Origin of the sequence: Asaia bogorensis NBRC 16594 (assembly GCF_001547995.1) — a bacterium.
In the GTDB taxonomy this organism is placed as follows: domain Bacteria; phylum Pseudomonadota; class Alphaproteobacteria; order Acetobacterales; family Acetobacteraceae; genus Asaia; species Asaia bogorensis.
In genome coordinates this window covers 241410-264716 of sequence record NZ_AP014690.1, presented here as the reverse complement: position 1 = coordinate 264716, position 23307 = coordinate 241410, and the positions used below count along the sequence as shown (strand labels likewise).

The following is a 23307-nucleotide window of genomic DNA, read 5'->3' as shown; positions in this document are numbered from 1 at the left end:
GATGTCCGAGACCAAGATCCCCGTCACCGTTCTCACCGGCTTTCTCGGTGCCGGGAAAACCACGCTGCTCAACCATATTCTCTCGAGCGAGCACGGGCGCAAATATGCCGTGCTCGTCAATGAGTTCGGCGAACTGGGCGTCGATGGCGATCTGGTGGTCGATGCGGATGAAGAGGTGTTCGAGACCAATAACGGGTGCATCTGCTGTACCGTACGCGGCGATCTGATCCGTATCCTCGGCAGCCTGCTGCGTCGTCGTGGCAAGTTTGACGGTATCATCGTCGAGACCACCGGTCTTGCCGATCCGGCCCCCGTGGCCCAAACCTTTTTCGTGGACGAAAACCTGCGCGAGAAATCACGCCTCGACGCCGTCGTGACCGTGGTCGACGCCTATAACGTCATCCAGACGCTGGACGAAAGCCCCGAGGCGATCCGTCAGGTGGCGTTTGCGGATGTGATCATTCTCAACAAGACCGATCTCGTGGATGAAGCCGGGCTTGAGGCCATCGAGGCGCGTCTGCGCGGGATCAATGCCAGCGTGCAGATCCATCGTGCCCAGCACAGCGCCGTGGCACTCAGCACTGTGCTCGATCAGGGCGGGTTCGACCTCGAACGCGCGCTGGAAACCATGCCGGACTTCCTTGAGAACAACGAGCACTCGCATGAGGAGGGCGTTACCAGCATGTCCTTCGCCGTCGAGGAGCCGCTTGACGAACAGCGCTTCCAGGCGTGGATCGGCGCGATCCTTCAGGAACAGGGCGCGGATATCCTGCGGTCCAAGGGCATCATGCATTTTGCGGGCAAGGATGAGCGCTTTGCGTTCCAGGCCGTGCACATGATGGCCGATGGCGACTATATCGGCAAAGGCAAGGAGGGCGAGAGCAAGGAATCGCGCATCGTCTTCATCGGTCGCAACCTCAACCGTCCGCAGCTTCGTCGTGGCTTTGAAAGCTGCCGCGCATGAACGAGATGACTGAACTCCTCGCCACACGCGGCGCGGAAAAGACCATTGGTTCGCCCGTTACCGTCGCCGCCTGTGCCCGCGATGGCCAGACCTTCGCGCTCGGCACGGTCGAAGGCGAGATCTTCCTAATCCCTGTTGCCGGGATCAAACATCCTGAAACATGGCAGCGCATCGAGGCTCATGACGGTGCCGTGCTCTGCCTCGCTGCCGATACCGGCAAAACAGGTTTCGTCAGCGGTGGCGAAGATAACCGCCTGTGCCGCACCCTGCCCGATGGCACGGTAACCGAACTGCACAAGGGCCGCCGCTGGGTGGATTGCGTGGCCACGACCCCTGACCATCTGGCCTTTTCGACCGGCAAGCAGCTTGAGATCCGCGACGCCTCTGGCGGGACGACCCTCAAGACACTTGAACACCCCTCGACCGTTACCGGCATCGTTTTTGACGCCAAGGGCAAGCGTGTCGCCGCGTCGCATTATAACGGCGTGTCGATGTGGTTTGTTGGCGCGAAAGTGGACACGGTTCGCCCCCTCGAATGGAAGGGCAGTCACACCACCCTCGCCATTCATCCGGCTGGCGAGGCCCTCGTGACCGCGATGCAGGAAAACGACCTGCATGGCTGGCGCCTGTCTGACAGCCATAACATGCGCATGAGCGGCTACCCCAAGCGCGTGACCTCGCTCTCCTTTACCCGTAGCGGGCGCTGGCTCGCGACCTCAGGCGCCGATGCCATCGTGCTCTGGCCTTTCTTCGGCGGCGGCCCGATGGGCAAACCCCCAACCGAGCTTGCGCGCCTGCCCGGCGTGTTCTGCTCGGCCGTTGCAGCCCACCCCAAAAACGATATCATTGCCGCAGGCTTTGAAGACGGCTCGGTTCTTCTCGCCGAACTCGGCTCCGAGCGTGTTCTGCCCATCTGCCTTGGCAAACGTGGCAAGGTAACCGGCCTGGTCTTTTCCCCGCTGGGTGGTGTGATGGTGTTCGGCACGGATGACGGCGTGATTGCCGCCATTGATCTTTCCTCGGCTGGGTAGGTCTTTCATGGGGCTTTGCCCCATCCCCCACCAAAGGACACGCGTCCTTTGGAAACCTGTCAGTCGAACAGAATCAAAGGGGGATGTCTGTGCCCGAAAGGCGAGGCATGCCCCTGAGAACTAAAGGCCGAGTTCGCTCAATGACAGATGATCATCCGGGCGACGGCCCTGCGGCCAGTGGAACAGCCGATCAGCGCTACTGATGGCAAGATCATTGATCGACGCCATACGCTGCGCCATCAGGCCTTGTGCGTCGAAAACCCAGTTTTCGTTCCCGTAGGAGCGAAACCACTGGCCCGATGCATCATGCCACTCATAGGCAAAGCGCACGGCAATACGGTCATCCTGATACGCAAAGAGCTCCTTGATCAGCCGGTAATTTTGCTCGGCGGCCCATTTGCGTTCAAGGAACGCGACAATTGCCGGGCGACCCTGCAGGAACTCATTGCGATTGCGCCACCGGCTCTCGACACTATAGGCCAGTGAGACCTGAGACGGGTTGCGGCTGTTCCATGCATCCTCGGCACGACGTACCTTCAGCTGCGCCGTTTCCGCGGTGAAGGGGGGAACCAGAGCCACAAGGTCTTTGGTCATGAACTTACCTTCCTGAACGCCCCCGCCTGCACAACAGTGAATATCGCCGTCGTCAGGCACGCCAGATCCTCTGGAGTGATCGTGAAGGCTGGTGTGAGATAGATGATATTGCGAAACGGCCTGACCCAGACGCCACATGCAACAAGCGCAGCCTTGAGCCCGGCCATATCCTCGATCGCTTCAAGCTCGACCACACCGATCGCCCCCAGCACGCGCACATCGCGCACGCCAGACAGAGCGCGACAGGGCTCCAGCTGGTCACGCAGCATCGTCGAAAGCGCGGCGACCTGAGCCAGACGCGGCTCGCGCTCGAAAAGATCGAGCGAGGCACAGGCGGCGGCGCAGGCCAGTGCATTGGCCATGAAAGTTGGACCATGCATGAGCGCGGCCATGGGTGAGTCGGACAAAAACGCCTCATAGACATGGCGGCGCGCAACGGTTGCCGCCAAAGCCATTGTGCCACCGGTCAGGGCTTTGGAGAGGGTGATGATATCGGGCACAATCCCGGCTTGCTCGCAGGCAAACATGGTGCCTGTGCGCCCGAAACCCGTGAAAATCTCATCGAGTATCAGCAACACGCCATGTTTGTCGGCCAGTTGCCGTAGTCGGGCAAGCACCTCGGGGGCATGGAACACCATACCGCCAGCACCCTGCACCAGAGGCTCTGTGATGATTGCCGCGATACTGCCCGCATGATGCGCCAGAAGCTGATCGAGTGCCTCATAGCGTGCGGCATCGAGGGGTAAATCAGCGATGACCTGTTCAGGAAACACACCGCTGAAGAGGCTGTGCATCCCCTCTTCAGGATCGCAGATCGACATCGTCGCAAGCGTGTCACCGTGATAGCCCCCGCGAAAGGAGAGCAGCTTCGTACGTCCTTTTTCACCGCGGTTGAGCCAGAATTGAATCGCCATTTTCATGGCCACTTCGACGGCAACCGAACCGCTATCGGTGAAAAAACAATGAGCAAGATCACCCGGCAGGAGTGCCGTCAGACGCTCTGACAGCTCCATGACCGGCCGATGAACCAGCCCGCCAAGCATGACATGGGGCATGGTATCGAGCTGGGCGGCCACTCGGGCACGTATATGAGGATGATTATAGCCGTGACAGGCCGTCCACCACGAGGCGATCCCGTCCACCAACGAGCGGCCATCTTCCAGAACGATGCGCGTATCCTGCGTCCGCGCGGCGATAAGCGGCGCAGGCGCTGTGTGCATCTGGGTATAGGGCAGCCAGACGGGGCTTGCAGAAGGCTTGTCGGATGTCATGCCTTACTGCCCGCTATCGGGCTCACGATCGGCATCGTAGAGCACCTGAAGCACGGCGCACCACGGATAGCGCGTATCGTAGAACTGACCCTCGGCGGTTGCGAGCGCACCGTTGGAATCGGTCGGGACGTGGGTCAGGGATACCGTGTCATCCACATTGCCGCCGATGATGCTCAGCTCATTGCCAAAAGGCGGGGCATTCTGATGCGTGGCAACCACGATGCCGCAATGGGAAGGAAACCCGTAGGAGGTCGGCAGCATGGCAAAGGTCACGCTGCGGCTCTTGCCGCGACCCACGCAGAGCAGATCACCCAACTGGGGAATATAGGTTTTTGGGTCCTGCGCGTGCAGACCCGTGGACTGTCCAGAAGCGGCGGCATTGATATAGGTCGAATGATTGGGCGAATAGGGAAAGCGGTCATTCGCACCGGCCACGCGCATCACATAGGAGATGAACGCCGCCGACCAGGCGTAATGCCCGTCATTCTCGGGGCGGAAGAGCTGACCATCTGCATTGTATTTGCCGCTCCATGAGACTTCCGTCTCATAGGGGTCCTGCCCGATCCACCAGTACTCGCCCACACGCTGCCAGAGGCCCGGAATACGCTCGGGTTTGAGCGAGGGAGCACTTGGCTCGGGACGATCCTCAGGATCGTCATCGCTGACGGGGTTGCCGAACATGCGCCATTCGCGCATGGCGATCGCCACAACATCCTGACGGTTGAACGGCACGAAATTGCGCGAGGCGAAGTCGGGCACATGGCCATCATAGCCATAGGCCCCGACACGCCCGTTGGCATATTGCGCCATTGGCGTCTGGGCCGGATGTTGCGCTGCATTCTGAACCGCGGTCGACGCGCACCCTGAAAGCAGCATGAGCGCACCAAGAGCGCCGACAACCCGGCTCTGCCCGGCAAGGGTATTCTGCGCATATGATCGTAAAGAAAACAGTCCGGCGCCCATGATGTGATTCTTCTCCCTGTATGCGCAACGAGCGCCGAACAGCGCCGGTTCATTACAGCGAGATAGGAACGAGAGCGGCGCTCCGGTCAAGTGCCGCCCTCGTCATGCCTTGGTGACTGCCTTGCAGGAAGCTGCCGGGCCTTCAGCCAGCCTGGTCAGGGAACAGGGAAGCAAGAGCCGCGGCAGTTGCCTCGCAGCGGCCACGCTCGGTAATCAGCCCTGAAACCAGTCGGGCCGGGGTGACATCAAAGGCCGGATTGGCGGCCTTGGTAATCCGGGGGGTGACGCGCACGCGGGCCGCCTGACCCTGCTCATCGATGCCATGAACATAGGTTACTTCCTCGCCCGAACGCTCCTCGATCGGGATTTCCTTCACACCATCGGTTACCCGCCAGTCGATGGTCGAGGAAGGCAGCGCGACCCAGAAAGGCACGTTATTGTCATGAGCCGCCAGGGCCTTGAGATATGTGCCGATCTTGTTTGCAACATCTCCCTGACGGGTCACGCGATCTGTTCCTACGATCACCAGATCGACCTCGCCATGCTGCATCAGATGCCCACCGGCATTATCCGCGACCAGCGTGTGCGGCACACCATGCGCCCCCAGTTCCCAGGCTGTCAGCAATGCGCCCTGATTGCGGGGGCGTGTCTCATCCACCCACACATGAACGGGCAACCCGGCATCATGGGCCATATAGATCGGGGCCAGGGCTGTGCCCCAATCGACCGTGGCAATCCATCCTGCATTGCAATGGGTCAGGATATTGAGACGTTCCTGACCGGGACGGCGCTTCTCCCAGAGCGTACGAAACAGCTCAAGCCCATGACGACCGATGGATTCATTGACCTGCACATCCTCGTCACAGATCGCATCCGCCTCTTCATAGGCTGCCTTCACGCGGGCATCAGGCGCCAGAGGCTGAAGATGCGCCACCATGCGTTCGATGGCCCAGCGCAGATTGATGGCCGTTGGGCGCGTCTCGACCAGACGCGCTGCTGCGTCCTTCAGCCCGACATCGGATGCGTCTTTCTGCAGGGCAAAGGCCAGACCATAAGCGGCAACCGCGCCAATCAGGGGAGCGCCGCGCACCTGCATGGTACGAATGGCATGAGCCACCTGATCCTCTTCGCGCAGGGCGAGAACATCGAGCGTCCAGGGGAGCTTGGTCTGGTCGAAGATATGCACGAGAGCCGGGTCTTGGGCGTCGCGCCAGACACTGCGATAGGGCGTACCGTTGATTTTCATGTGGGTATCCGTCTTGTGAGCCACGCAATGCGGGGGGAACTGCTTCCTGACAAGGGAGCCGGTGTCATGATCAGAGGGCTAGCATGTGGCAAATAAGGGGAAAGGACTCAAGTTCCTGCACCCTTATTTCCTGTAACGCACCGGGCGTTTTCATGAATCTGCCACGATACTGACAAGCTGTGGAACGACGCTGATGATCGGGAACAAGGTTTTACGACCGGGCCGATCCGGTCTATATTGGGGCATAGGCAAAAGGACCGGAATATGAGCGAACCGCAATGGCTGACCTGGGCACGGGACGTACAGGCGATCGCCCAGAACGGACTCACCTTCTGCCAGAATCCCTATGATCGCGAGCGGTACGAGCAGTTGCGCGTGCTGGCGTCTTCCATGATCGCCGCGCTGGGCCAGAACACACCCGAGACAGTGCTTGCCCTGTTCACGAATGAAAAAGGCTACGCCACCCCCAAGATCGATGTCCGTGGCGCGGTATTCAACGCGGCAGGCGAGATCCTGATGGTACGCGAAGCCATCGATCAGGATCGCTGGACCCTGCCTGGCGGCTGGGCGGACGTGAATTTCACCACGGCCGAAAACACGCTCAAGGAAGTCATGGAAGAGAGCGGGTACAGCGCGGAAATCATCAAGCTGGCCGCCCTTTGGGACCGCAACAGACAGGGCCACCCACCTGACGTCTTTTCCTGTGCCAAGGTGTTCTATCTGTGTCGTCTGACAGGCGGCACCCCCACCATCGACAACCTTGAAACCTCGGGGATCGGCTGGTTCAATCGTGACAACCTGCCGGATGATCTTTCCCTGACACGGCTCCTGCCCCATCAGCTTCGCCGCATGTTCGATCATTACGACCAGCCGGATCTGGCGACGGATTACGACTGACGCCATGAAGGTCATGACCATTCTCCCCCGCCGGGAGGGCTATGCGCCTGACCGTGCAGGGGCCATCGCGCTTCTGGTCTCCCGTCTGGCGTCCCCGGAAGATATCGTGATCGGCACTGAAATCACCGGTTCACCTTTGCCGGGTGGCCAGTTCATCGCCGTGACCGAACCGGGCGGGCTGCATCGCTGGCGCCGTGATGGCACGCGCTATCGGATTGCCTGCCAGCGTGAGATCAGACGGCATCGGCCCGATCTGGTGGAGGTCCATAACCGTCCGGCTCTGGCGCGTGCGCTGCGAGGGTGCGGTGTCCCGGTTCACCTTATTTTGCATAACGACCCACAGGACATGCATGGGGCCCGTCGGCCGCGCCAGCGCCAGGAGCTCATGCAGCATGTGAAAGTGTTCACGGTCTCTTTCTGGCTGCGACGACGCTTTCTGGAAGACCTCGATGACGGGCCGGTTACGGTCATGCCCAATTGTCTCGATCTGTCTGCCCTGCCCGCCCCCCCCGAAAAACGCGCGAAACTGGTGCTTTTTGCGGGCCGCATGGTGGCGGATAAGGGGGCCGACGCCTTCGTGCGCGCCTGGGCTGCGGTCAGCCAGAAGGCTCCGGGGTGGAAAGCAATCATGATCGGGGCCGATCGCTTTCGCTTCAATTCGCCGCGCACAACCTTTGTCGATCGGGTCGAGGCCAGCGCAAGCGCGGCCGGAATCACACTCTGTGGCTATCAGATGCATCATCAGGTGCTCGAAGCCATGGCTGCGGCCTCGATTGTCGTCGTGCCCAGCCGTTGGCCCGAGCCTTTCGGTCTGACCGCTCTTGAGGCCATGGCGAGCGGCGCGGCCGTTATCGCCTCACCACGCGGCGGCCTGCCCGAAGTCGTCGGTACGGCTGCGCTCCTGGCCCTCCCGGATGACGGTGATGCGCTGGAAAAGGCCATGCTCCGCCTGATTGATGATGAAGAACTCAGAGAAGAATGCATCAGACGCGGACATGAACAGGCGCAGAAATTTGATCTTTCTCAGGCACGTCAATTACTGAAGAAAATGCGTGAGAAATCGATAAACCTGAAAAGATCGCGCTAACCGGCGATTCGTCGCGCCGTATATTCGACACATTGGGATCATTGATTATCCTCGTACAGTATTTGACTGAGAGGACACATGTTCAAGACACGTTTTCTGCCCGCACTGGCCTTGACAGCTCTTGTTGCAGCGCCTGTCGCTCATGCGCAGACTTCCGGATGCAATAATGCAACGGGAAACGACACCATGATTGGCCGTCTGGCCAACAAGGAAAACTGCATGAATGAGCGCATGCAGAACTGGCAGAACAAGAACCAGGAGGCCGCTCAGGCTCGTCAGAAGAAAATTGACGATCTGCGCGATAAATATGCCAACGCGCCCCAGCACGAGCGCGAAAAAATCCAGAACAAGATCGACGAGCAGAAAAATCGGCTCAATGACCTGAAGCAGGATCGTACCCAGCGCATCGATCAGTTCAAGGCTGACCAGAAGGCGCAGCGCGACCAGATGAAGGCCCTGTCCAACAAGACGCGTCAGGATTTCCGCAATCTTGGTCGTTTCAACTGAGTACCTGACCACCTGACAGCACCGCGTCGCTTCCGGCACGACCGGTTCTTTTGCCAGCCAGCCTTAACGAAGGCTGGACTGGCTCGGGGTCAAGGGCTTCGGGTATGACCGATAACCGGGTCATACCCTCCGGCACGTAACATCCTGATTAAAAAAGACCCCATACGACCGAATTCCCATGTCTCGCTTCGGCATTCGGCGTTAAGACAATGCCCATGACGGCTTCTCCCCCCCAACAAGGCTTCCGCCCTGTCGCTTCTCCGCGTGGTTCAGTACACGCGCCGGAACAGTGGCAGAACGAGCGAAAACTGGTGGTGCTTACGGGAGCCTCGGGGGGAATTGGCGCCCTGATCGGCCAGACCCTTCTGTCACAGGGCTACGATCTCATAGCGGTTTGCCGCTCGACGCCCGATCTTGATTCCGGTCGTACCCTCCATATTGCCTGCGATTTTTCCCGGACCGAAACGCTCGCTTCGGTCAGCGAGAGCATCGAGCACTTCGATCGACCCGTTTTTGCCCTCATCCATTGTGCAGGGCTGATCACGCCATCCCCGCTTGCCGAGGCCGAGAGCGCAGCAATCGAAGCCCAGATCGCCCTCAACCTTACTGCACCCGTTCTCCTCACACGCCACCTCCTGCCCCTCATGAGCCGTGGCGCGAGCAGAGAGAAAGCGGGTGGTCATATCGTTTTCGTCAACTCCATGGCAGCGGTCATGCCACTGGCCGGAAGCGCGGCCTATGCTGCAGCCAAGGCAGGCCTGCGAAGCTTCGCGCTCTCCCTCGCTCAGGAACTGCGACCAACAAGCCTGTCGGTCAGCACTGTTTTTCCGGGTGCAGTACAGACATCCATGCTGCACCGTGAAATGGCAGAGGGTGGCTCCGTCCTGAACTACGTCAGTACACCCCTCAACCCTGCCAAAGTCGCGCAGGCCGTCGTCAACCAGCTGGGCAGAAACCGGCAGAATACCTGCCGCGAGCAATTCATGCCCGCTATTGATGGGGTATTTGGCAAGATGTGCATGGCCGCTCCTGCACTTTTACGCCTGACACTGCCTGTGCTCTACGCAATCGGACGACGTAATTACGAGAAGGCCCGGCATCGCGGCTGAGCAGGGACACCCATACCGGGGTCGGGTCATGCCGAAGAATTGACAAGGCCACGCCATAGCGGCAGGGACAAGCCATGACGCGCTTTGATCCGCTTCTCAGACAGGCACTCGACACGCTGGAATCCCGTTCCCTGCGACGCACCTTGCGCCCCCTGCATCGCACCCCCGATGCGGTTCTGCGTCAGGGCCGCGAAGTGCTCGATTTCTCGTCAAACGACTATCTCGGTCTCTCAGGTCATCCGCTCCTGCGAGACCGCGCCGCCGACTGGGCCGTGCAACATGGCACGGGAGCGCGGGCGTCACGGCTGGTCAGTGGCACGCTGGATCTGCATCAACAGGTCGAGGGGCGCCTTGCCCACTTCAAGGGCGCGGAAGCCGCTCTGCTTTTCGCTTCGGGCTGGCAGGCCAATGCTGCTGTTTTGCCCGCCCTGTTCCGCCTGGCCCGTGAACAGACCGGCATGGCGCCGCTGGTCTTTGCCGACAAGCTCAATCACGCCAGCATGCATCACGGTTGTGCTGCGGCCGGGGTGAAGCAGATCAGATTCCGTCACAACGATCTGGCCCATCTCGAGGCCTTGATTGAGCGCCACGCCGAACAGCCCGGCATGCGCTTCATCGTGACAGAGAGCGTCTTTTCCATGGATGGCGATACGGCCGATATCGCCGCGCTGAGCGCTCTCGCCAAACGATACAATGCCTTTTTCTACCTTGATGAAGCCCATGCAACGGGCGTTCTGGGCCCCCAGGGTCGCGGCCTGTCTCATGGCCATGAGGTGGATCTCGTCATGGGCACATTCAGCAAGGCGCTGGGCAGCATGGGCGCCTATATTGCCGGTTCACGCGCCCTGTGCGACTGGATCATCACGGCATGCTCGGGGTTCATCTACAGCACAGCCCCATCCCCGCCGATGCTGGGCGCCATGGATGCGGCTCTGGAACTCATGCCTGATCTGGAGGCGGCCCGCCTGAGACTGCGGCAGAACGCAGGGCTCCTGCGTCAACGGCTCAACGAAGCCGGGATCGAGACAGGCGGTTCAACCACGCAGATCATTCCCGTCATGATCGGTGATGAAGAGGCGACCCTTGCTCTTGCTGAAACGCTCGAAAAGCAGGGCCTGCTGACCATTGCCATCCGTCCGCCAACAGTCCCCGCCGGGTCGGCGCGTCTGCGTCTGGCCCTCAGTGCCAGCCATGATGGAGCCGCCATCAACAGGCTTGCCGATGCCCTGACCGGAGTCCTGCGGCCAGGCCGGTCATGAAGCTCGTCTTTGTTCATGGATGGAGTTTCGATGCCCGGTTCTGGTCCCCGGTTCACGAGGCACTCGGCCATCCTGACTCGGTCTTTCTCGATCGCGGCTACACAGGTGCGCCCGAAACACTGACCCTGTCCGACGCCCCCTATCTTGCCATCACCCACTCAGCGGGCACGACAGATCTTCTCGCCCGCGACCTCACAGGGTGTCGCGGCATCGTGGCATTCAACAGTTTCGCCCGTTTCACCCGGTCGGACGATTTTCCCGAAGGTCTTCCTCCCCGTATCCTCTCCCGCATGGCCAGTCGCCTGTCCGATGATCCGGCGGGGGTGGTTACGCAGTTCCGTCAGCAATTCGAGCCCTTCCTGCCCTGCACCACGCTGGCACCCGACAGGTTGCAGGCCGGGCTGGATGCGCTGATCGCGGCCGATGCCAGAGCCGAAGCGCGCCGCTGGGGGGCCAGTCTGACAACAATCAGCGGCACGAATGATCCGCTGGTAACGCCTGCCATGACCCAGGCCGGTTTCCCTCTGGCGAAGACCATGCAACGCGAAGGCGGGCATCTTCTGCCCCTGACCGATCCTAAGGGTTGCGCAGCCATCATCCAGGACTGGCTGGAGCAAGGCGCATGAGTGAGGAAGCCAGCCGCCTCGCCCCGATTGCCGCGCGTTTCGACACGGCCGAGCATTATGATCAGGCTGCACGTGTTCAGGCCCTCACGGCCATCGCGCTTGCACAGCGTATTGCCTCGCGCGTCACGCCGGACAACCCGCCTCGCCGGATTCTGGAGCTGGGCTGCGGCACTGGGGCCCTCACCCGCCTCCTGCGCGGGCTTTTCCCGGCGGCAGAGATCACCGCCATCGACCTTTCACCCGGCATGATCGCCCGCGCGGCACGCGCCGTGCCCGATATCCGTTATCATGTAATGGATGCCGAGCACCCGACCCTGCCCGGGCCGTTCGATCTCATCTGTTCCAGCTTCTGCATGCAGTGGTTCAGCAATCGGGAAGCCGCCTTTCGTCGACTGGCCCATCTTCTTGCACCGGGTGGGCGGCTTGAGGTGACAACGCTGGCTGAAGGCAGCTTTGCCCAATGGCGCGAGGCCTGCGCCGCGCAATCCCTGCCCTGCGGCTTCCCGGATTATCCCACGGCCAGAACGCTTCTGGCTGAACTCCCCCCGTCGCTTCAGGGCGAGTGGTCGCTTGAGACGCAGCGTGATCCTGTAGGTTCCGCACGCGCGTTTCTGCTCGACCTCAGGAAAATCGGGGCGACAACGCCCAAGGAGGCCAGCCGCAAGCTGACAGCCCCCGAACTTCGGCGCGTGATGCAGCATTTCGACAGGATGACCAACGAGATGGACTACCAGATCGCTTTCGGCAGCGCCGTAAAGACACGGGGCGTTTTCGTCACAGGCACGGATACCGGGATCGGCAAGACCCTTGTGTCAGCCATTCTCACCCGTGCGCTCGATGCCACCTACTGGAAGCCCTTTCAGACCGGGCTGAGCGATGAAGCAGGCGACACGCATAGCGTCAGCACGCTTGCCGCCCTCCCCGCTTCACGCGTGATGGCCCCCGCGCATGCCTTTCTCGCCCCGCTTTCACCGCAGGACGCAGCGGCGGCAGAGGGCCGGACGGTCAACCTGGAGGGCCTGACCCTGCCGGATTGCACAGGGCCTTTGGTGGTCGAGGGTGCTGGCGGGCTGATGGTGCCGCTCAATGACGAGACCCTGCTGATCGACTGGGCGGCCACACTGGGCCTCCCGGTCATTCTTGTCACACGCTCCACACTGGGCACGATCAATCACACGCTGCTCAGTCTCGAAGCCTTGAAGCGCCGCAGTATCGCCATTGCCGGCGTGGTGATGAGCGGCCCCCCGAACGCTGCCAATCGGGCGGCCATAGAGCATTTCGGGCGGGTGCCTGTGCTGGCCGAAATCCCTCTGCTGGACGCCATCACGCCGCAAAGCGTGGCCCAGGAGGCAGAACGCCTGCGCGAAACCCTGAGACTACAGGGTTTCTGACCCATTCAGCGCCGCTCTCAGCCGGGAAAATACAGGGGCAGATTCTCGTATTGCCAGCCACAGACCCGGCCGCGCTGACCGTTTGCATCCGGCTGGCCTTCATATCCCTCGACCACATTGACCGCCTCGACATAGCCGAGATGCGCCGCGAGTTCCGCCGTCTGCTGCGAGCGCACGCCTGAACGGCACAGGAACAACACGGGCGTCTCCAGCGACGGTACAAGCTCACGCAGAGAGAGCGCGAACCCATTGGCATCGTAAGGGTCCCAGCTCAGGGTTTTGACATCCTTATCGAGGGTTGAGAGGTCGGGCAATCCAACCAGCTGCCATTCGCCGGGGGTGCGCACATCGATCAGGACGGCATCCTTGTCTGCCGTCAGGCGTTCCCAGGCAGCTCGTGCCGAAATACAGTCGACCATCGTTTTTCCTCATTTATTTTACATGTCGCGACGTTAAACTCTCAAACTGCAGACGTATAGGATGGAATGTAGATGACCACGCAGAACGTGACCCCCTCCCACGCCACCAGTGTCATTCCGGGCTGGCAGCACCCTTCAGAGGGTATGATCGGCGCCATTGGCGGCACGCCGCTGATCCGTCTGAAGCTGGCGTCGGAAGCGACAGGCTGCGAAATCTACGGCAAGGCCGAGTTCATGAATCCCGGAGGGTCGGTCAAGGATCGTGCGGCTCTGGCTATCATTCTCGATGCGGAGAAGCGGGGCGCCCTCAAGCCGGGCGGTGTGATCGTCGAAGGCACGGCAGGCAATACCGGTATCGGCCTTACCCTCGTCGCCAAGGCCCGTGGCTATCGCACCATCATTGTCATGCCGGAAACGCAGAGCCGCGAGAAAATCGATTTCCTGCGCATGATCGGGGCCGATCTGCGCCTCGTGCCTGCCAAGCCCTTTCGTGACCCCGGCAATTACGTGCATGTCTCGCGCCGTATTGCCGAGGAAACCGACAATGCTGTCTGGGCCAACCAGTTCGACAACACCGCCAACCGCGAAGGCCACCGCACAACCACGGCGGTCGAGATCTGGCAGCAGCTCGATGGTCGTGTCGATGCCTTCACCTGCGCCTGCGGCACGGGTGGTACGCTGGCAGGTGTTGCGCTGGGCCTTGGTGAACTGGCCGAGGCGGCGGGTCGCAAGCGCCCCGAGATCGTTCTGGCCGACCCGGAAGGCTCAGGGCTTTACGGTTGGGTCAAATCGAACGATCTGAGTGTTTCGGGCGGCTCGATTACCGAAGGGATCGGGCAATCCCGCGTCACGGGCAATCTGGAGGGCATCACGATTGACGATGCCGAACGTATTCCCGATGCCGAGGCGCTTGAGCAGATCTTCTCGCTTCAGGATCGCGAGGGAATCTCGCTGGGCGGCTCGGCGGGAATTAACGTGGCGGCAGCGATTCGCGTGGCGAAACGCCTCGGTCCAGGCCATCGTATTGTAACAATCCTCTGCGATGGTGGGGCACGCTACCAGTCCAAGATCTTCAATCCTGAATTCCTGCGGGCCAAAAACCTGCCGACCCCACCCTGGCTCGATTGAGACAGGTTTTCGCAAGTTGTGACGGAATGAAACAGCCCCTTGAAGGGGACATTCGATTCGGACCAATGTTACATTCATGGAAACGACCCCGCACCTTCTCATCGTTGATGATGACCGCGAGATACGCGAGCTGCTCTGCCGCTTTCTCGAGCGCAACCATTTTCGCGTGACCGCCGCACGCGACGGGCGTGAAGCCCGTCGTGCCTGGGCGGCCGGTCATTATCAGCTTGTGGTGCTCGACCTGATGCTCCCTGGCGAAAGCGGGCTCGACATTGCCCGCTGGCTGCGCAGCCAGGACAATGTTCCGATCATCATGCTGACCGCCATGAGCGATGAGACAGACCGTATCATCGGCCTCGAATTTGGCGCTGATGACTATGTGGCCAAGCCGTTCAACCCGCGTGAATTGCTGGCTCGTATCCGTGCCGTGCTTCGTCGCACCGCCGACAGTTCCGACAAGAAGCTTTCGGCGGATTCACGCATGATCCGCTTTTCGGGCTGGACACTCGAGCCTGCGCGCCGTCGTCTGCTCAATCCGGACGGGGCCGAAGTGCCGCTGACGGGTGGCGAATACGACATGCTTCTGGCGTTTCTCGAACGCGCCAACCGTGTCCTGACACGTGACATGCTGCTGGAAATGCTGCGTGGCCGACAGGCCGGGCCGTTCGATCGCGCCATTGACGTTGCGGTGAGCCGTCTGCGCCGCAAGCTGGAGGATGACGGGCGCAACGCCCAGATGATCAAGACGGTACGCGGGGGCGGCTATGTTCTGGCCGCCGATGTCGAACGCCTCTGACACCGTGATCCACCTTCCGCCGCGCTCGCTGCGAGCGCGCACCAATCTGCTTCTGATTGCGGGGCTTTGCGTGGTTCAGGCGGCCGGCCTGACCATCCATGCCCTCGATCATCTCAATATTGCCGACCGGGCGGAGATGCATGACAACGAGCATCATGCCTTTTCGATCTATCATACGCTGGTCGAACTTCCGCCCGCTGATCGTCAGGCCGGGCTCGATGCGATAGAAATCCCCTCGAATTTCAAGATCGTTCTCGACACCAGACCGGACACTCATTTCCCCAACTCTTTCATACCCCTGCCATTCGCCATGAACCCCATGATGCGCGGCAATCCGCCTTCCGAGCGGCAGGAGGAAGGGGGATTTCCCCCACCGGGCGACATGGGCGGTGAAGGACACAACCCCTTCCCCTTCGAGGGGATGCCCCCCCCTCCGGCAGGTTTCGATCCTGGCGTTTCCGAGGAGCGGAGACCACCGCCCTTCATGCCCCCGGCCCTTTCCGGCATCGGCATGCTGCCTGCACGTCTGCGCCCGCAACGCATGATAATGGGCCATAAGCCCGGCACACGCCATTATGCAATGTCGCTGCAGATGCCCGATGACCATCGCTGGCTGGTCATGAACTACACGGTGCGGCCGCCCAATCCGTTTGGCTCACCCACCTTCATGATCTCGTTTGCTCTGATGACGATCTGTGGAGGCGGCCTGATTCTCTGGGGTTCGCTCCGGCTCATCGCCCCTGTCGCAACGCTTGCCAATGCGGCCACGGCACTCGGCCGTGATGTTCATACGCAGCCATTGCCTGAATCCGGGCCAACCGAGATCCGTCAGGCTGCAATGGCCTTCAACACGATGGCAGCGCGTATCCGGCGTTTCGTTACGGATCGTACCCTGATGCTCACTGCCATTGGCCATGACCTGCGCACGCCCATCACGCGCCTGAAGCTGCGTGCTGAATTCATCGATGATGACGAGTTGCGTGACAAGTTTCTGGCCGATCTGGACGAGATGGAAAGCATGGTTGCTGCGACCCTCGCCTTCGGTCGTGACAGTTCGACCCAGGAGCCCATGACTGCTCTCGATCTGGGCGCACTCTTGCAGACCATCGCGGATGAAGCGGCCGAGGCCCGCCCCGACCTTGCCGATCAGGTAAGTTACCAGGAGCCGGATCATGCGATCCGCATCAAGGCACGTTCGCTGGCGCTCAAACGCGCCCTGACCAACCTCGTGATGAATGCGCTTAAATACGGTGGTTCCGCCGCAATCAGCGTGACCTGCGCCCGTGGGCCGGGTCAGGAAAAGAACGTCTGTATCCGCATCGACGATCATGGCCCCGGCCTGCCGCAGGAAGACCTCGAGCGTATGTTCGAACCCTTTGTGCGCGCCGAAACCAGCCGCAACCGCGAAACCGGCGGCACCGGCCTTGGTCTGGCCATCGCCCGCTCTACCGTGCGCGGTCAGGGCGGGGATGTCACCCTCGTCAACCGCCCCGAAGGGGGGCTGCGCGCAAGCGTCATCCTGCCTTTGTAAGCAATCCGGGTTCTGCCCGAACCCGGCGGCCTTTCCCTGCCCTTCAGCTTGATGACCGGCAAACCCGGTCCGGAAGTGCGCTACGGGCACCGCAGGGCGCGGCGCGCGAACGCTGCATCAGCCTGATTGCCATGCGCTTCCTGCTTTTTCGGTGGCAGGAGGCAGTGACCACTCTAACTGGCTCGCCTCGTTATCTAATCGAGTCCAGAGGCGCGCCTCTGGCGGGGTGCGGGGCAGCGCCCCGCGTCACCTATTGCCTAGCGCTTGACTGTTCGCACCGCCAGGGTCCCCGCTCCCTGAATAAGCCCCACAAGGAGGATCAGCACAGCCACCACAGCGAACATGATGGTGGTGTTGAAGCGCTGATAGCCGTAGCGGATGGCCAGATCGCCCAGACCGCCTGCACCGATCGCCCCTGCCATGGCCGAGGCGCCGACAAGGGTGATGGCGGTGACGGTTAAACCTGAGAGTAACCCGGGCAGGGCTTCGGGAATCAGCACATAGCGGATGACCATCCAGCGCGTGCCACCCATGACACGCACAGCCTCGATCAGCCCGGGCTCTATTTCCTGAAGGGAAATTTCGGCAATGCGGGCGAAATAGGGAATGGCTGCAATCGAGAGCGGTACAATGGCCGCCAGCGTGCCCAGAGACGTACCGGCAATCAGCCGCGTGACCGGAATGAGCAGGACCAGCAGGATGATGAACGGAATGGCCCGGATGGCGTCGATCAGCCAGCCGATGGGGTAGCCAAGCCACGGCACGTCATACAGGTCCTTGCGACGGGTCGCGATCATCAGCACGGCAAGAGGCAGGCCAAACACAAGGGCCACCAGTGTCGAGGCTGCGACCATTTCCACCGTCTGGAGGGTGGAATCGATGATGAGCTTACCGATCAGCCGGTACATAACCGAGTATCTCCGTCACATGGGCCTGCTGGTCGAGATAGAGGCTGAGCGATGGGCTCAGCGGCGCGGATAGGGCCAGGATCATGTCGGTCAGGGGTTCTCCCCCGCAATCGAGCGCCCCGCCCTGTACAAGCGTGATATCCTGATCGAAACGACGCGTGATCTCCGACAGAAACGCCGTGCAGGCAGCCTGTGCGCCAAGCACGACACGCAGCAGGGTTCTGTCTCCGGGGCGCGGATCGGGCGAAAGCTTCTCACGGACATAGGCTGGGAGGGTCGGCCGGATATCGGCCAGAAGCCGTTCCAGACGCTCATCGCCGCGACTGTCACGCAGCAAGGTGGCCATCGTGCCGTTTTCGATCAGTGCGCCATGGTCGAGCACCAGCACGCGATGGGCAAAACGTCGCACAACATCCATCTCATGCGTGATCAGGATGATCGTCAGGCCCAGATCACGGTTGATCTGCGCCAGCAATTCGAGAATGGAGGACGTCGTGTGGGGATCGAGGGCAGATGTCGCCTCGTCGCACAGAAGCAACGAGGGCGAATTGGCAATGGCACGCGCAATGCCCACACGCTGCTTCTGACCGCCTGACAATTCGGAGGGGCGCTTGTGCCCGTGCCCTTCAAGCCCGACCAGTGTCAGGAGTTCCGCCACGCGTGGGGCAATCCGAGCACGGGGCCAGCCGGCAATTTCGAGCGGCAGGGCAATGTTGCCAGCCGCATCGCGTGAGTTGAGCAGGTTGAAATGCTGGAACACGAGCCCGACCTTGCGGCGCACCGCCACGAGGTCGCGTTCGGGCAGGGCAGCAAGATCCGCCCCGTCGAGCAGGATTCGCCCTTCCGAAGGGCGCTCAAGCGCGCAGAGGCAGCGCAGCAGCGTGGATTTTCCGGCGCCGGAGCTGCCGATCACACCGATGATCTCGCCTTTATCAACCTGAAAACTGATATCGCTCAGAGCGGTCTGCGTCCCGAAACGGCACGACAGACCTGAAACATCAAGAAGCGTCATGAAAACGCAGGAATGACAGTATTGGCATAAACATCAATGAGCGCCTGACGGATATTGGGCTGCTGATAGGCACTGACCAGCGGCTTTACCCAGGGCGCCTGCACATCATCGGTGTTGACGGCTATCACGCAGATATAGGGATTGTCCTTTACGCCCTCGCGCGCCAGCCGCTCATGCACCACATCGACCCCGGCCTTGTGCGCCCAGTCGGTGTTGATCACCGCTGCATCCAGATCCGGCAGGGCACGCCCCACCACCCCGGCATCCAGCTCGCGTATCGTGAATTCATGCGGATTCTCGGTGATGTCCAGCGGCGTCGGCAGCAGGCCCGCAGATGGTGACAGCTTGATGAAGCCCAGTGTCTGAAGCAGCAGCAGCGCACGCCCTTCATTGCTCGGGTCATTGGGCACACCGATCACGGCACCCTTGGGGAGGGCGGCGAGCGTTTTCCATTTGCGCGAATAAAGGCCGATCGGTGCGACATACGTTTCCCCGACAGGGGTAATACGGTAGCCATGCGCGTCGCACTGCGCCTTGAGAAACGGCTTGTGCTGAAAGGAATTGGCATCGAGGTCGTGCGACGCCAGCGCCTCATCCGGTGTCGAGTAATCAGAGAACGTGACGATCTTGAGCGCCAGCCCCTGCTTCTGCGCGTTCTGGCTGACCAGACGCCAGATATCCTCATCTTCGCCCGCCATGATTCCCACACGGATGGGCTTGCCTTCAGCATGGGCGCCGCGCAGGCTTAGAGCCATGGACGCACCAAAAAGCGAGGACAACACCGTACGACGCGGGAGCGAGGCGAAGGACATGAGAAAGATATCCGGTTCCTGGCGCGAGCCGATAAATTGAACGATTTTTCTTCGTTAATAATATCAGTCTCGACGCATTCAACGATTGATCTGTGTCTTATACAGAACGCTCGATAAAGCAATGTTCCATCGCGTTCGAATGGCTCACCCCTCCGTTCCAGTCCCTGATACTATCCCGCTGATCCTCTCCGAAAATGATGGCTCGGCCATTCGAGGTCATATGTTGGGGGTACAGGAGAGGCTCCCATCCCGTCGCTCGACCACAGGCAGGTTCTGCATCACCGCATGTTTCGCCGCAGAATAGTCCCTTGCATGAGGCCGACCTGAAGGATTTCTGCAAGAAGAGACGCAGCGAAATGCGCATTCCATTCAAGGTCACGCCATGCTGACGTTCTTCTACTATGTTGCCGCCGCCTTTGCAGAGATTGCAGGCTGCTTTGCTTTCTGGTCCTGCCTGCGGCTGGGGCGATCGATGCTCTGGCTTGTACCCGGCATGGCGAGCCTCATGTTTTTTGCCGCTCTGCTGACACGTATCGACAGCGACAGCGCGGGACGCGCCTTTGCAAGTTATGGCGGCATCTACATCGTGGCGTCGCTGCTCTGGATGTGGCTGATCGAAAGCCGACTGCCCGATCGGTGGGATCTGCTTGGCGCCACCATATGCCTTCTGGGTGCCGGGGTTATTTTATGGGCACCGCGCTCGACATGACGGGGTTCTTGAGCCATTGACCTGAGGTCTGCCCCACCCGGAGTCGCCTCTTGTTTCACGCCCTCTACCAACGCACCCTGGCACTGGCGGCTTCGCGTCATGCCAGCTGGTGGCTGTTTGCCGTCGCTTTTGCCGAGGCCTCTTTCTTCCCGATCCCGGTCGACCTGATGTTGATCCCGATGATTTTGGCGGCCCGTGAGCGCGCTTTCAGACTTGCGGCCATCTGCACGGTCGGCTCCGTCACCGGGGCGATGCTTGGCTGGGTGATCGGCGCCATGCTGCTTCAGCACGTCGCGCTACCCATCGTTCATTTCTATCATGCCGAACATACACTGGCCGTCATGCAGGAGAAGTTCCGCCAGTATGGTGTGGCCATCATCCTGCTCAAGGGGCTGACACCCATCCCCTTCAAGATCGTCACGATCGCGGCAGGTGCAGCGCATTTCGCAATCCTGCCATTTATCGCAGCCAGTCTGGTCACACGCGGGGCGCGCTTCTTTCTGGTCGCGACCCTGCTCTGGTTCTACGGTGCACCTATCCGCGATTTCATCGAACGCCGCCTGACCCTCGTTCTCGCAGGCTTTCTCTTTCTCATCATCGCTGGCATTCTGGCTGTCACCCTTTTGTAGACCGAATGAGGATTGCCGCCATGCCCAACCAGATTGCCGTCGTCACAGGCGCCGGAGCCGGTATCGGGCGGGCCACCGTGCGTATGCTGGCGTCCTATGGCTTCGACATTGCCCTGATTGGACGAAACGAGCAGCGGCTTCAGGATGCCGCTCAGGAACTCGAGGCAAGCGCGGTGCGCACCCTCACCCTGCAGGTGGATGTGTCAGACGCCGCAGCGCTCGCCCAGGCAGCCGAGCAGGTCGAGCGCAATCTGGGTCCGATCACGGTCTGGATCAACGCTGCGGGCGTTACCGCCATCGGCCCGGTCCTGTCGCTCGATGAGGCCACATTGCGCCGCGTGACCGATGTGACCTATCTCGGCTCGGTTTTTGGCACGCAGGCAGCGCTGGCCTGCATGCGCCGCCGCGGCAGCGGCACGATCGTCAATCTGGGTCTGGCTCACCCGCTGCGCGGCCTGCCCTTGCAATCTGCCGTCAATGGCGCTCATGCGGCAATCAGTGCCTTTTGCGACAGTGTCCGCCCCGAAATCCGCGCACTTTCCGATCGCATCGACCTGACGGTCGTGCATCTGCCCTCCATCAACACGACAAGACTGGGCTGGAGCCGCAACCTCTCGGGTCATACCCTCAAGCCAGTCGGGCGCATCTACGAGCCCGAGATTGCAGCCCACGCGATCTGTCAGGCTGTCCTGGGCCATCATCGTGACATCTGGGTGGGGGCATCATCCATTCTGCCAAGCCTGATCAACGGGCTTGCCCCTTCGCTGCGCGACCGCTTTCTGGCGCGCAAGGGTTTCAAGGCACAATTTGGCGCCGGCGCACCGGAAGACGCACCGGACTCCTTTGTGGAGAGCGTCGAGGGCGCTTACGCAGCGCACGGCCCCTATGAGGGAATTCCGCTCCGCGAACAGGGTCGCAAGCCACTGCTGCTGACAATTCCGCGGCGTATCGGTCTGGGTGCGTCCCTGCTGGGTCTGGCCGGGATCTTGGCCTTGTGGCGCGCTGCACGGGGCAAGAACTGACGCCACGCCCCGTCTCCTGAAAGCCTTGCCTCCCTGATTGTCAGCAAACTGACAATCAGGGTTGTCATGCCTAGCTCGGTCGGCGGCTGGTGTTCGTCGACATGATCGCACGATGGTGTTTGAGGCCATTGATCAGCTTCTCGGCATCCTCCGGCCCGAACACCAACCCGACCGGCCCGAATGCCGGGTGCTGGAAGGCCAGCGTCGAGCCCTCGGTCAGGGCATCGATCTGAAGCGCCCAGTTCGTGCTGTAAACCGGCAGGAATGGCGCATTGCCGATGGGGGGCTGAGCCTGCCCGGCCGTCATGGCAAAACGTACCCGTCCGAGGCTGGCAATCAACTGGCTCAACTGGTCCAGGGTCAGGTCGATTTCCCCTTCCAGGCCGCTCCCTTCAAGAAAGCGCAGCGTCGCCCCTGTGCCATCATCCTTCTGCACAACCTGCATTCTCGCACCCATGTCGTGATCGTCCTCTTTCCGGGTTTTCAGATCAGTTTAGTGGCGTATGGATCCATCCAGCCTCGGCCCACCAACCGTGATGACGCAGGCTGGCAACGGCACGCATCGCCTCAGGCATATCTTCATATAGCCCGAAACAGGTCGCGCCCGAACCGCTCATGCGTGAAAAGAGGCAGGATTCGGTGTCGGCAAGGGCTGCCAGCACATCACCGATAACCGGGTAGAGCGTGATCGCAGGGGGTTGAAGGTCATTCGATGTCGCTGCCAGCGCCGCACACATGGCATGAACATTCTCCCAGCGTGCGGGCAGACTGGCTGGCGGTCGAAACCCTGTGCCTGATTCCTTCCATGCTTTGAATACGGCGGGCGTCGGCACGGCAATACCGGGATTGACCAGCACCATGGCACAACGCGGCAAGACCGGCGCGGCCACCAGCGTCTCGCCAATACCCTGCATGCGCTGTGTCTTCTGAGCCAGACAGACAGGCACATCAGCCCCCAGCCCTGCCGCAACCGTGGCAAGATCAGCCGATTCACACGACCATGCCTGAGAGAGGAGGCGAAGTGCAGCAGCAGCGTCGGCCGAGCCACCGCCGATGCCCGAAGCGACAGGCAGGTTCTTGGTCAGGCGCATATGCCAGTCAGGGGTCGTGGATGGCACCGTGGCAGCTTCGCGCAAGGCCGCGGCGGCGCGGAGCACCAGATTATCCGGACCGGCATCCAGCCCGGCCCCGAAGGGCCCATCGATAACAAGACGGCCTTTTTCACCGGGTAAAGCCGGTGCCTCCAGAACCAGACGGTCGGCCGTGTCTGCGAAAACGGCCAGCGAATCCAGCTCATGGTAACCGTTTTCACGTCGACCCGTGACATGGAGAAACAGGTTGATCTTGGCGCGGGCGCTGGAGTGATAGGGGGTCATGCCGTCTGGGCTCATGGTCT

25 protein-coding genes are annotated in these 23307 nt (G+C 61.1%); 15 read left to right on the top strand and 10 right to left on the bottom strand.

The window, feature by feature from the left end; translation table 11 throughout:
• Position 1: 1 nt before the first annotated feature.
• Positions 2–964 carry a CobW family GTP-binding protein gene (locus Asbog_RS01205; RefSeq protein ID WP_062163788.1) on the top strand — a complete coding sequence of 321 codons (963 nt, stop codon included), beginning with the start codon at positions 2–4 and terminating at the stop codon, positions 962–964.
• Positions 965–969: 5 nt separating this feature from the next.
• The gene (locus Asbog_RS01200; protein WP_062163787.1) at positions 970–1995 is read left to right on the top strand and encodes a WD40 repeat domain-containing protein; all 1026 of its coding nucleotides are present in this window, start codon (positions 970–972) and stop codon (positions 1993–1995) included.
• 120 nt (positions 1996–2115) lie between these two features.
• On the opposite strand, the gene Asbog_RS01195 is transcribed toward Asbog_RS01200, so the two are convergent.
• The 4 genes from Asbog_RS01195 to mtnA all read right to left on the bottom strand — a co-directional run bounded on the left by Asbog_RS01195 (position 2116) and on the right by mtnA (position 6069).
• Positions 2116–2589: a nuclear transport factor 2 family protein gene (locus Asbog_RS01195; RefSeq protein ID WP_062163786.1), complete on the bottom strand. Its 474-nt coding sequence runs from the start codon at positions 2587–2589 to the stop codon at positions 2116–2118.
• A complete protein-coding gene (locus Asbog_RS01190) occupies positions 2586–3860 on the bottom strand; it encodes an adenosylmethionine--8-amino-7-oxononanoate transaminase (RefSeq protein ID WP_062163785.1) in 1275 nt (424 codons plus the stop codon). The genes Asbog_RS01195 and Asbog_RS01190 overlap by 4 nt, the downstream gene beginning before the upstream one ends.
• A gap of 3 nt (positions 3861–3863) precedes the next feature.
• Complete coding sequence (locus Asbog_RS01185) at positions 3864–4736, bottom strand: DUF2272 domain-containing protein (protein WP_062165623.1); 873 nt, start codon at positions 4734–4736, stop codon at positions 3864–3866.
• A 229-nt stretch (positions 4737–4965) separates the two neighbouring features.
• Entirely contained in the window at positions 4966–6069 is a 1104-nt protein-coding gene (mtnA, locus tag Asbog_RS01180; protein ID WP_062163784.1) for an S-methyl-5-thioribose-1-phosphate isomerase, read from the bottom strand.
• Between the two features lie 264 nt (positions 6070–6333).
• On the opposite strand from mtnA, the gene Asbog_RS01175 reads away from it, so the two are divergent.
• From Asbog_RS01175 to bioD, 7 genes are all read left to right on the top strand, one after another.
• Complete coding sequence (locus Asbog_RS01175) at positions 6334–6966, top strand: NUDIX hydrolase (protein ID WP_023977864.1); 633 nt, start codon at positions 6334–6336, stop codon at positions 6964–6966.
• A 13-nt stretch (positions 6967–6979) separates the two neighbouring features.
• The gene (locus Asbog_RS01170; RefSeq protein ID WP_307723598.1) at positions 6980–8053 is read left to right on the top strand and encodes a glycosyltransferase family 4 protein; all 1074 of its coding nucleotides are present in this window, start codon (positions 6980–6982) and stop codon (positions 8051–8053) included.
• Positions 8054–8131: 78 nt separating this feature from the next.
• Complete coding sequence (locus tag Asbog_RS01165) at positions 8132–8560, top strand: hypothetical protein (RefSeq protein ID WP_023978771.1); 429 nt, start codon at positions 8132–8134, stop codon at positions 8558–8560.
• A 215-nt stretch (positions 8561–8775) separates the two neighbouring features.
• Entirely contained in the window at positions 8776–9669 is an 894-nt protein-coding gene (locus Asbog_RS01160; protein ID WP_083510641.1) for an SDR family NAD(P)-dependent oxidoreductase, read from the top strand.
• Positions 9670–9743: 74 nt separating this feature from the next.
• Positions 9744–10928, top strand: a complete 1185-nt coding sequence (locus Asbog_RS01155) for an aminotransferase class I/II-fold pyridoxal phosphate-dependent enzyme (protein ID WP_062163781.1) — start codon at positions 9744–9746, stop codon at positions 10926–10928.
• Positions 10925–11554, top strand: a complete 630-nt coding sequence (locus tag Asbog_RS01150) for an alpha/beta fold hydrolase (RefSeq protein WP_062163780.1) — start codon at positions 10925–10927, stop codon at positions 11552–11554. Before Asbog_RS01155 ends, Asbog_RS01150 begins: the two co-directional genes overlap by 4 nt.
• The gene (gene bioD / locus Asbog_RS01145) at positions 11551–12945 is read left to right on the top strand and encodes a dethiobiotin synthase (protein ID WP_062163779.1); all 1395 of its coding nucleotides are present in this window, start codon (positions 11551–11553) and stop codon (positions 12943–12945) included. The genes Asbog_RS01150 and bioD overlap by 4 nt, the downstream gene beginning before the upstream one ends.
• 17 nt (positions 12946–12962) lie before the next feature.
• Here the strand turns inward: bioD and Asbog_RS01140 are convergent, their stop codons facing one another.
• Positions 12963–13364 (bottom strand): rhodanese-like domain-containing protein, encoded by a 402-nt coding sequence (locus Asbog_RS01140; protein ID WP_062163778.1) that lies wholly within the window; start codon positions 13362–13364, stop codon positions 12963–12965.
• A gap of 144 nt (positions 13365–13508) precedes the next feature.
• Here Asbog_RS01140 and Asbog_RS01135 point away from each other — a divergent pair, with 144 nt between their 5' ends.
• The 3 genes from Asbog_RS01135 to Asbog_RS01125 all read left to right on the top strand — a co-directional run bounded on the left by Asbog_RS01135 (position 13509) and on the right by Asbog_RS01125 (position 16819).
• Positions 13509–14492, top strand: coding sequence for a cysteine synthase A (locus Asbog_RS01135; RefSeq protein WP_231944680.1), 984 nt, complete (start codon positions 13509–13511; stop codon positions 14490–14492).
• A 76-nt stretch (positions 14493–14568) separates the two neighbouring features.
• Complete coding sequence (locus tag Asbog_RS01130; RefSeq protein WP_023978778.1) at positions 14569–15288, top strand: response regulator; 720 nt, start codon at positions 14569–14571, stop codon at positions 15286–15288.
• Positions 15272–16819, top strand: coding sequence for an ATP-binding protein (locus Asbog_RS01125; RefSeq protein WP_062165622.1), 1548 nt, complete (start codon positions 15272–15274; stop codon positions 16817–16819). Before Asbog_RS01130 ends, Asbog_RS01125 begins: the two co-directional genes overlap by 17 nt.
• Positions 16820–17076: 257 nt before the next feature.
• Here Asbog_RS01125 and Asbog_RS01120 read toward each other — a convergent pair whose 3' ends face one another.
• Genes Asbog_RS01120 through Asbog_RS01110 form a run of 3 tightly spaced genes read right to left on the bottom strand, consistent with a single transcriptional unit; the run spans position 17077 to position 19551 of the window.
• Positions 17077–17727 (bottom strand): methionine ABC transporter permease, encoded by a 651-nt coding sequence (locus Asbog_RS01120; protein ID WP_023978780.1) that lies wholly within the window; start codon positions 17725–17727, stop codon positions 17077–17079.
• Positions 17708–18739: a methionine ABC transporter ATP-binding protein gene (locus Asbog_RS14760; RefSeq protein ID WP_062163776.1), complete on the bottom strand. Its 1032-nt coding sequence runs from the start codon at positions 18737–18739 to the stop codon at positions 17708–17710. Before Asbog_RS14760 ends, Asbog_RS01120 begins: the two co-directional genes overlap by 20 nt.
• On the bottom strand, positions 18736–19551 hold the full coding sequence (locus Asbog_RS01110; protein ID WP_062163775.1) for a MetQ/NlpA family ABC transporter substrate-binding protein: 816 nt from the start codon (positions 19549–19551) through the stop codon (positions 18736–18738). Before Asbog_RS01110 ends, Asbog_RS14760 begins: the two co-directional genes overlap by 4 nt.
• 382 nt (positions 19552–19933) lie before the next feature.
• Between Asbog_RS01110 and Asbog_RS01105 the strand changes: the two genes are divergently transcribed.
• Genes Asbog_RS01105 through Asbog_RS01095 form a run of 3 tightly spaced genes read left to right on the top strand, consistent with a single transcriptional unit; the run spans position 19934 to position 21911 of the window.
• Complete coding sequence (locus tag Asbog_RS01105; protein WP_023978783.1) at positions 19934–20260, top strand: YnfA family protein; 327 nt, start codon at positions 19934–19936, stop codon at positions 20258–20260.
• 50 nt (positions 20261–20310) lie between these two features.
• Positions 20311–20889: a YqaA family protein gene (locus Asbog_RS01100; protein WP_062163774.1), complete on the top strand. Its 579-nt coding sequence runs from the start codon at positions 20311–20313 to the stop codon at positions 20887–20889.
• Positions 20890–20909: 20 nt separating this feature from the next.
• Positions 20910–21911, top strand: a complete 1002-nt coding sequence (locus Asbog_RS01095; protein ID WP_062163773.1) for an SDR family oxidoreductase — start codon at positions 20910–20912, stop codon at positions 21909–21911.
• 70 nt (positions 21912–21981) lie between these two features.
• Here the strand turns inward: Asbog_RS01095 and Asbog_RS01090 are convergent, their stop codons facing one another.
• Positions 21982–22368 (bottom strand): hypothetical protein, encoded by a 387-nt coding sequence (locus Asbog_RS01090; RefSeq protein ID WP_062163772.1) that lies wholly within the window; start codon positions 22366–22368, stop codon positions 21982–21984.
• Positions 22369–22399: 31 nt separating this feature from the next.
• Positions 22400–23302, bottom strand: coding sequence for a 4-(cytidine 5'-diphospho)-2-C-methyl-D-erythritol kinase (locus Asbog_RS01085; protein ID WP_062163771.1), 903 nt, complete (start codon positions 23300–23302; stop codon positions 22400–22402).
• Positions 23303–23307: the final 5 nt, after the last annotated feature.

Excerpts from the sequence above, each read along its gene's own strand:
- Asbog_RS01205 (WP_062163788.1), top strand. The coding sequence starts at position 2 with ATGTCCGAGACCAAGATCCCCGTCACCGTTCTCACCGGCTTTCTCGGT.
- Asbog_RS01200 (WP_062163787.1), top strand. The coding sequence starts at position 970 with ATGACTGAACTCCTCGCCACACGCGGCGCGGAAAAGACCATTGGTTCG.
- Asbog_RS01195 (WP_062163786.1), bottom strand. The coding sequence starts at position 2,589 with ATGACCAAAGACCTTGTGGCTCTGGTTCCCCCCTTCACCGCGGAAACG.
- Asbog_RS01190 (WP_062163785.1), bottom strand. The coding sequence starts at position 3,860 with ATGACATCCGACAAGCCTTCTGCAAGCCCCGTCTGGCTGCCCTATACC.
- Asbog_RS01185 (WP_062165623.1), bottom strand. The coding sequence starts at position 4,736 with ATGCTGCTTTCAGGGTGCGCGTCGACCGCGGTTCAGAATGCAGCGCAA.
- mtnA (WP_062163784.1), bottom strand. The coding sequence starts at position 6,069 with ATGAAAATCAACGGTACGCCCTATCGCAGTGTCTGGCGCGACGCCCAA.
- Asbog_RS01175 (WP_023977864.1), top strand. The coding sequence starts at position 6,334 with ATGAGCGAACCGCAATGGCTGACCTGGGCACGGGACGTACAGGCGATC.
- Asbog_RS01170 (WP_307723598.1), top strand. The coding sequence starts at position 6,980 with ATGACCATTCTCCCCCGCCGGGAGGGCTATGCGCCTGACCGTGCAGGG.
- Asbog_RS01165 (WP_023978771.1), top strand. The coding sequence starts at position 8,132 with ATGTTCAAGACACGTTTTCTGCCCGCACTGGCCTTGACAGCTCTTGTT.
- Asbog_RS01160 (WP_083510641.1), top strand. The coding sequence starts at position 8,776 with ATGACGGCTTCTCCCCCCCAACAAGGCTTCCGCCCTGTCGCTTCTCCG.
- Asbog_RS01155 (WP_062163781.1), top strand. The coding sequence starts at position 9,744 with ATGACGCGCTTTGATCCGCTTCTCAGACAGGCACTCGACACGCTGGAA.
- Asbog_RS01150 (WP_062163780.1), top strand. The coding sequence starts at position 10,925 with ATGAAGCTCGTCTTTGTTCATGGATGGAGTTTCGATGCCCGGTTCTGG.
- bioD (WP_062163779.1), top strand. The coding sequence starts at position 11,551 with ATGAGTGAGGAAGCCAGCCGCCTCGCCCCGATTGCCGCGCGTTTCGAC.
- Asbog_RS01140 (WP_062163778.1), bottom strand. The coding sequence starts at position 13,364 with ATGGTCGACTGTATTTCGGCACGAGCTGCCTGGGAACGCCTGACGGCA.
- Asbog_RS01135 (WP_231944680.1), top strand. The coding sequence starts at position 13,509 with ATGATCGGCGCCATTGGCGGCACGCCGCTGATCCGTCTGAAGCTGGCG.
- Asbog_RS01130 (WP_023978778.1), top strand. The coding sequence starts at position 14,569 with ATGGAAACGACCCCGCACCTTCTCATCGTTGATGATGACCGCGAGATA.
- Asbog_RS01125 (WP_062165622.1), top strand. The coding sequence starts at position 15,272 with ATGTCGAACGCCTCTGACACCGTGATCCACCTTCCGCCGCGCTCGCTG.
- Asbog_RS01120 (WP_023978780.1), bottom strand. The coding sequence starts at position 17,727 with ATGTACCGGCTGATCGGTAAGCTCATCATCGATTCCACCCTCCAGACG.
- Asbog_RS14760 (WP_062163776.1), bottom strand. The coding sequence starts at position 18,739 with ATGACGCTTCTTGATGTTTCAGGTCTGTCGTGCCGTTTCGGGACGCAG.
- Asbog_RS01110 (WP_062163775.1), bottom strand. The coding sequence starts at position 19,551 with ATGTCCTTCGCCTCGCTCCCGCGTCGTACGGTGTTGTCCTCGCTTTTT.
- Asbog_RS01105 (WP_023978783.1), top strand. The coding sequence starts at position 19,934 with ATGCTGACGTTCTTCTACTATGTTGCCGCCGCCTTTGCAGAGATTGCA.
- Asbog_RS01095 (WP_062163773.1), top strand. The coding sequence starts at position 20,910 with ATGCCCAACCAGATTGCCGTCGTCACAGGCGCCGGAGCCGGTATCGGG.
- Asbog_RS01090 (WP_062163772.1), bottom strand. The coding sequence starts at position 22,368 with ATGGGTGCGAGAATGCAGGTTGTGCAGAAGGATGATGGCACAGGGGCG.
- Asbog_RS01085 (WP_062163771.1), bottom strand. The coding sequence starts at position 23,302 with ATGAGCCCAGACGGCATGACCCCCTATCACTCCAGCGCCCGCGCCAAG.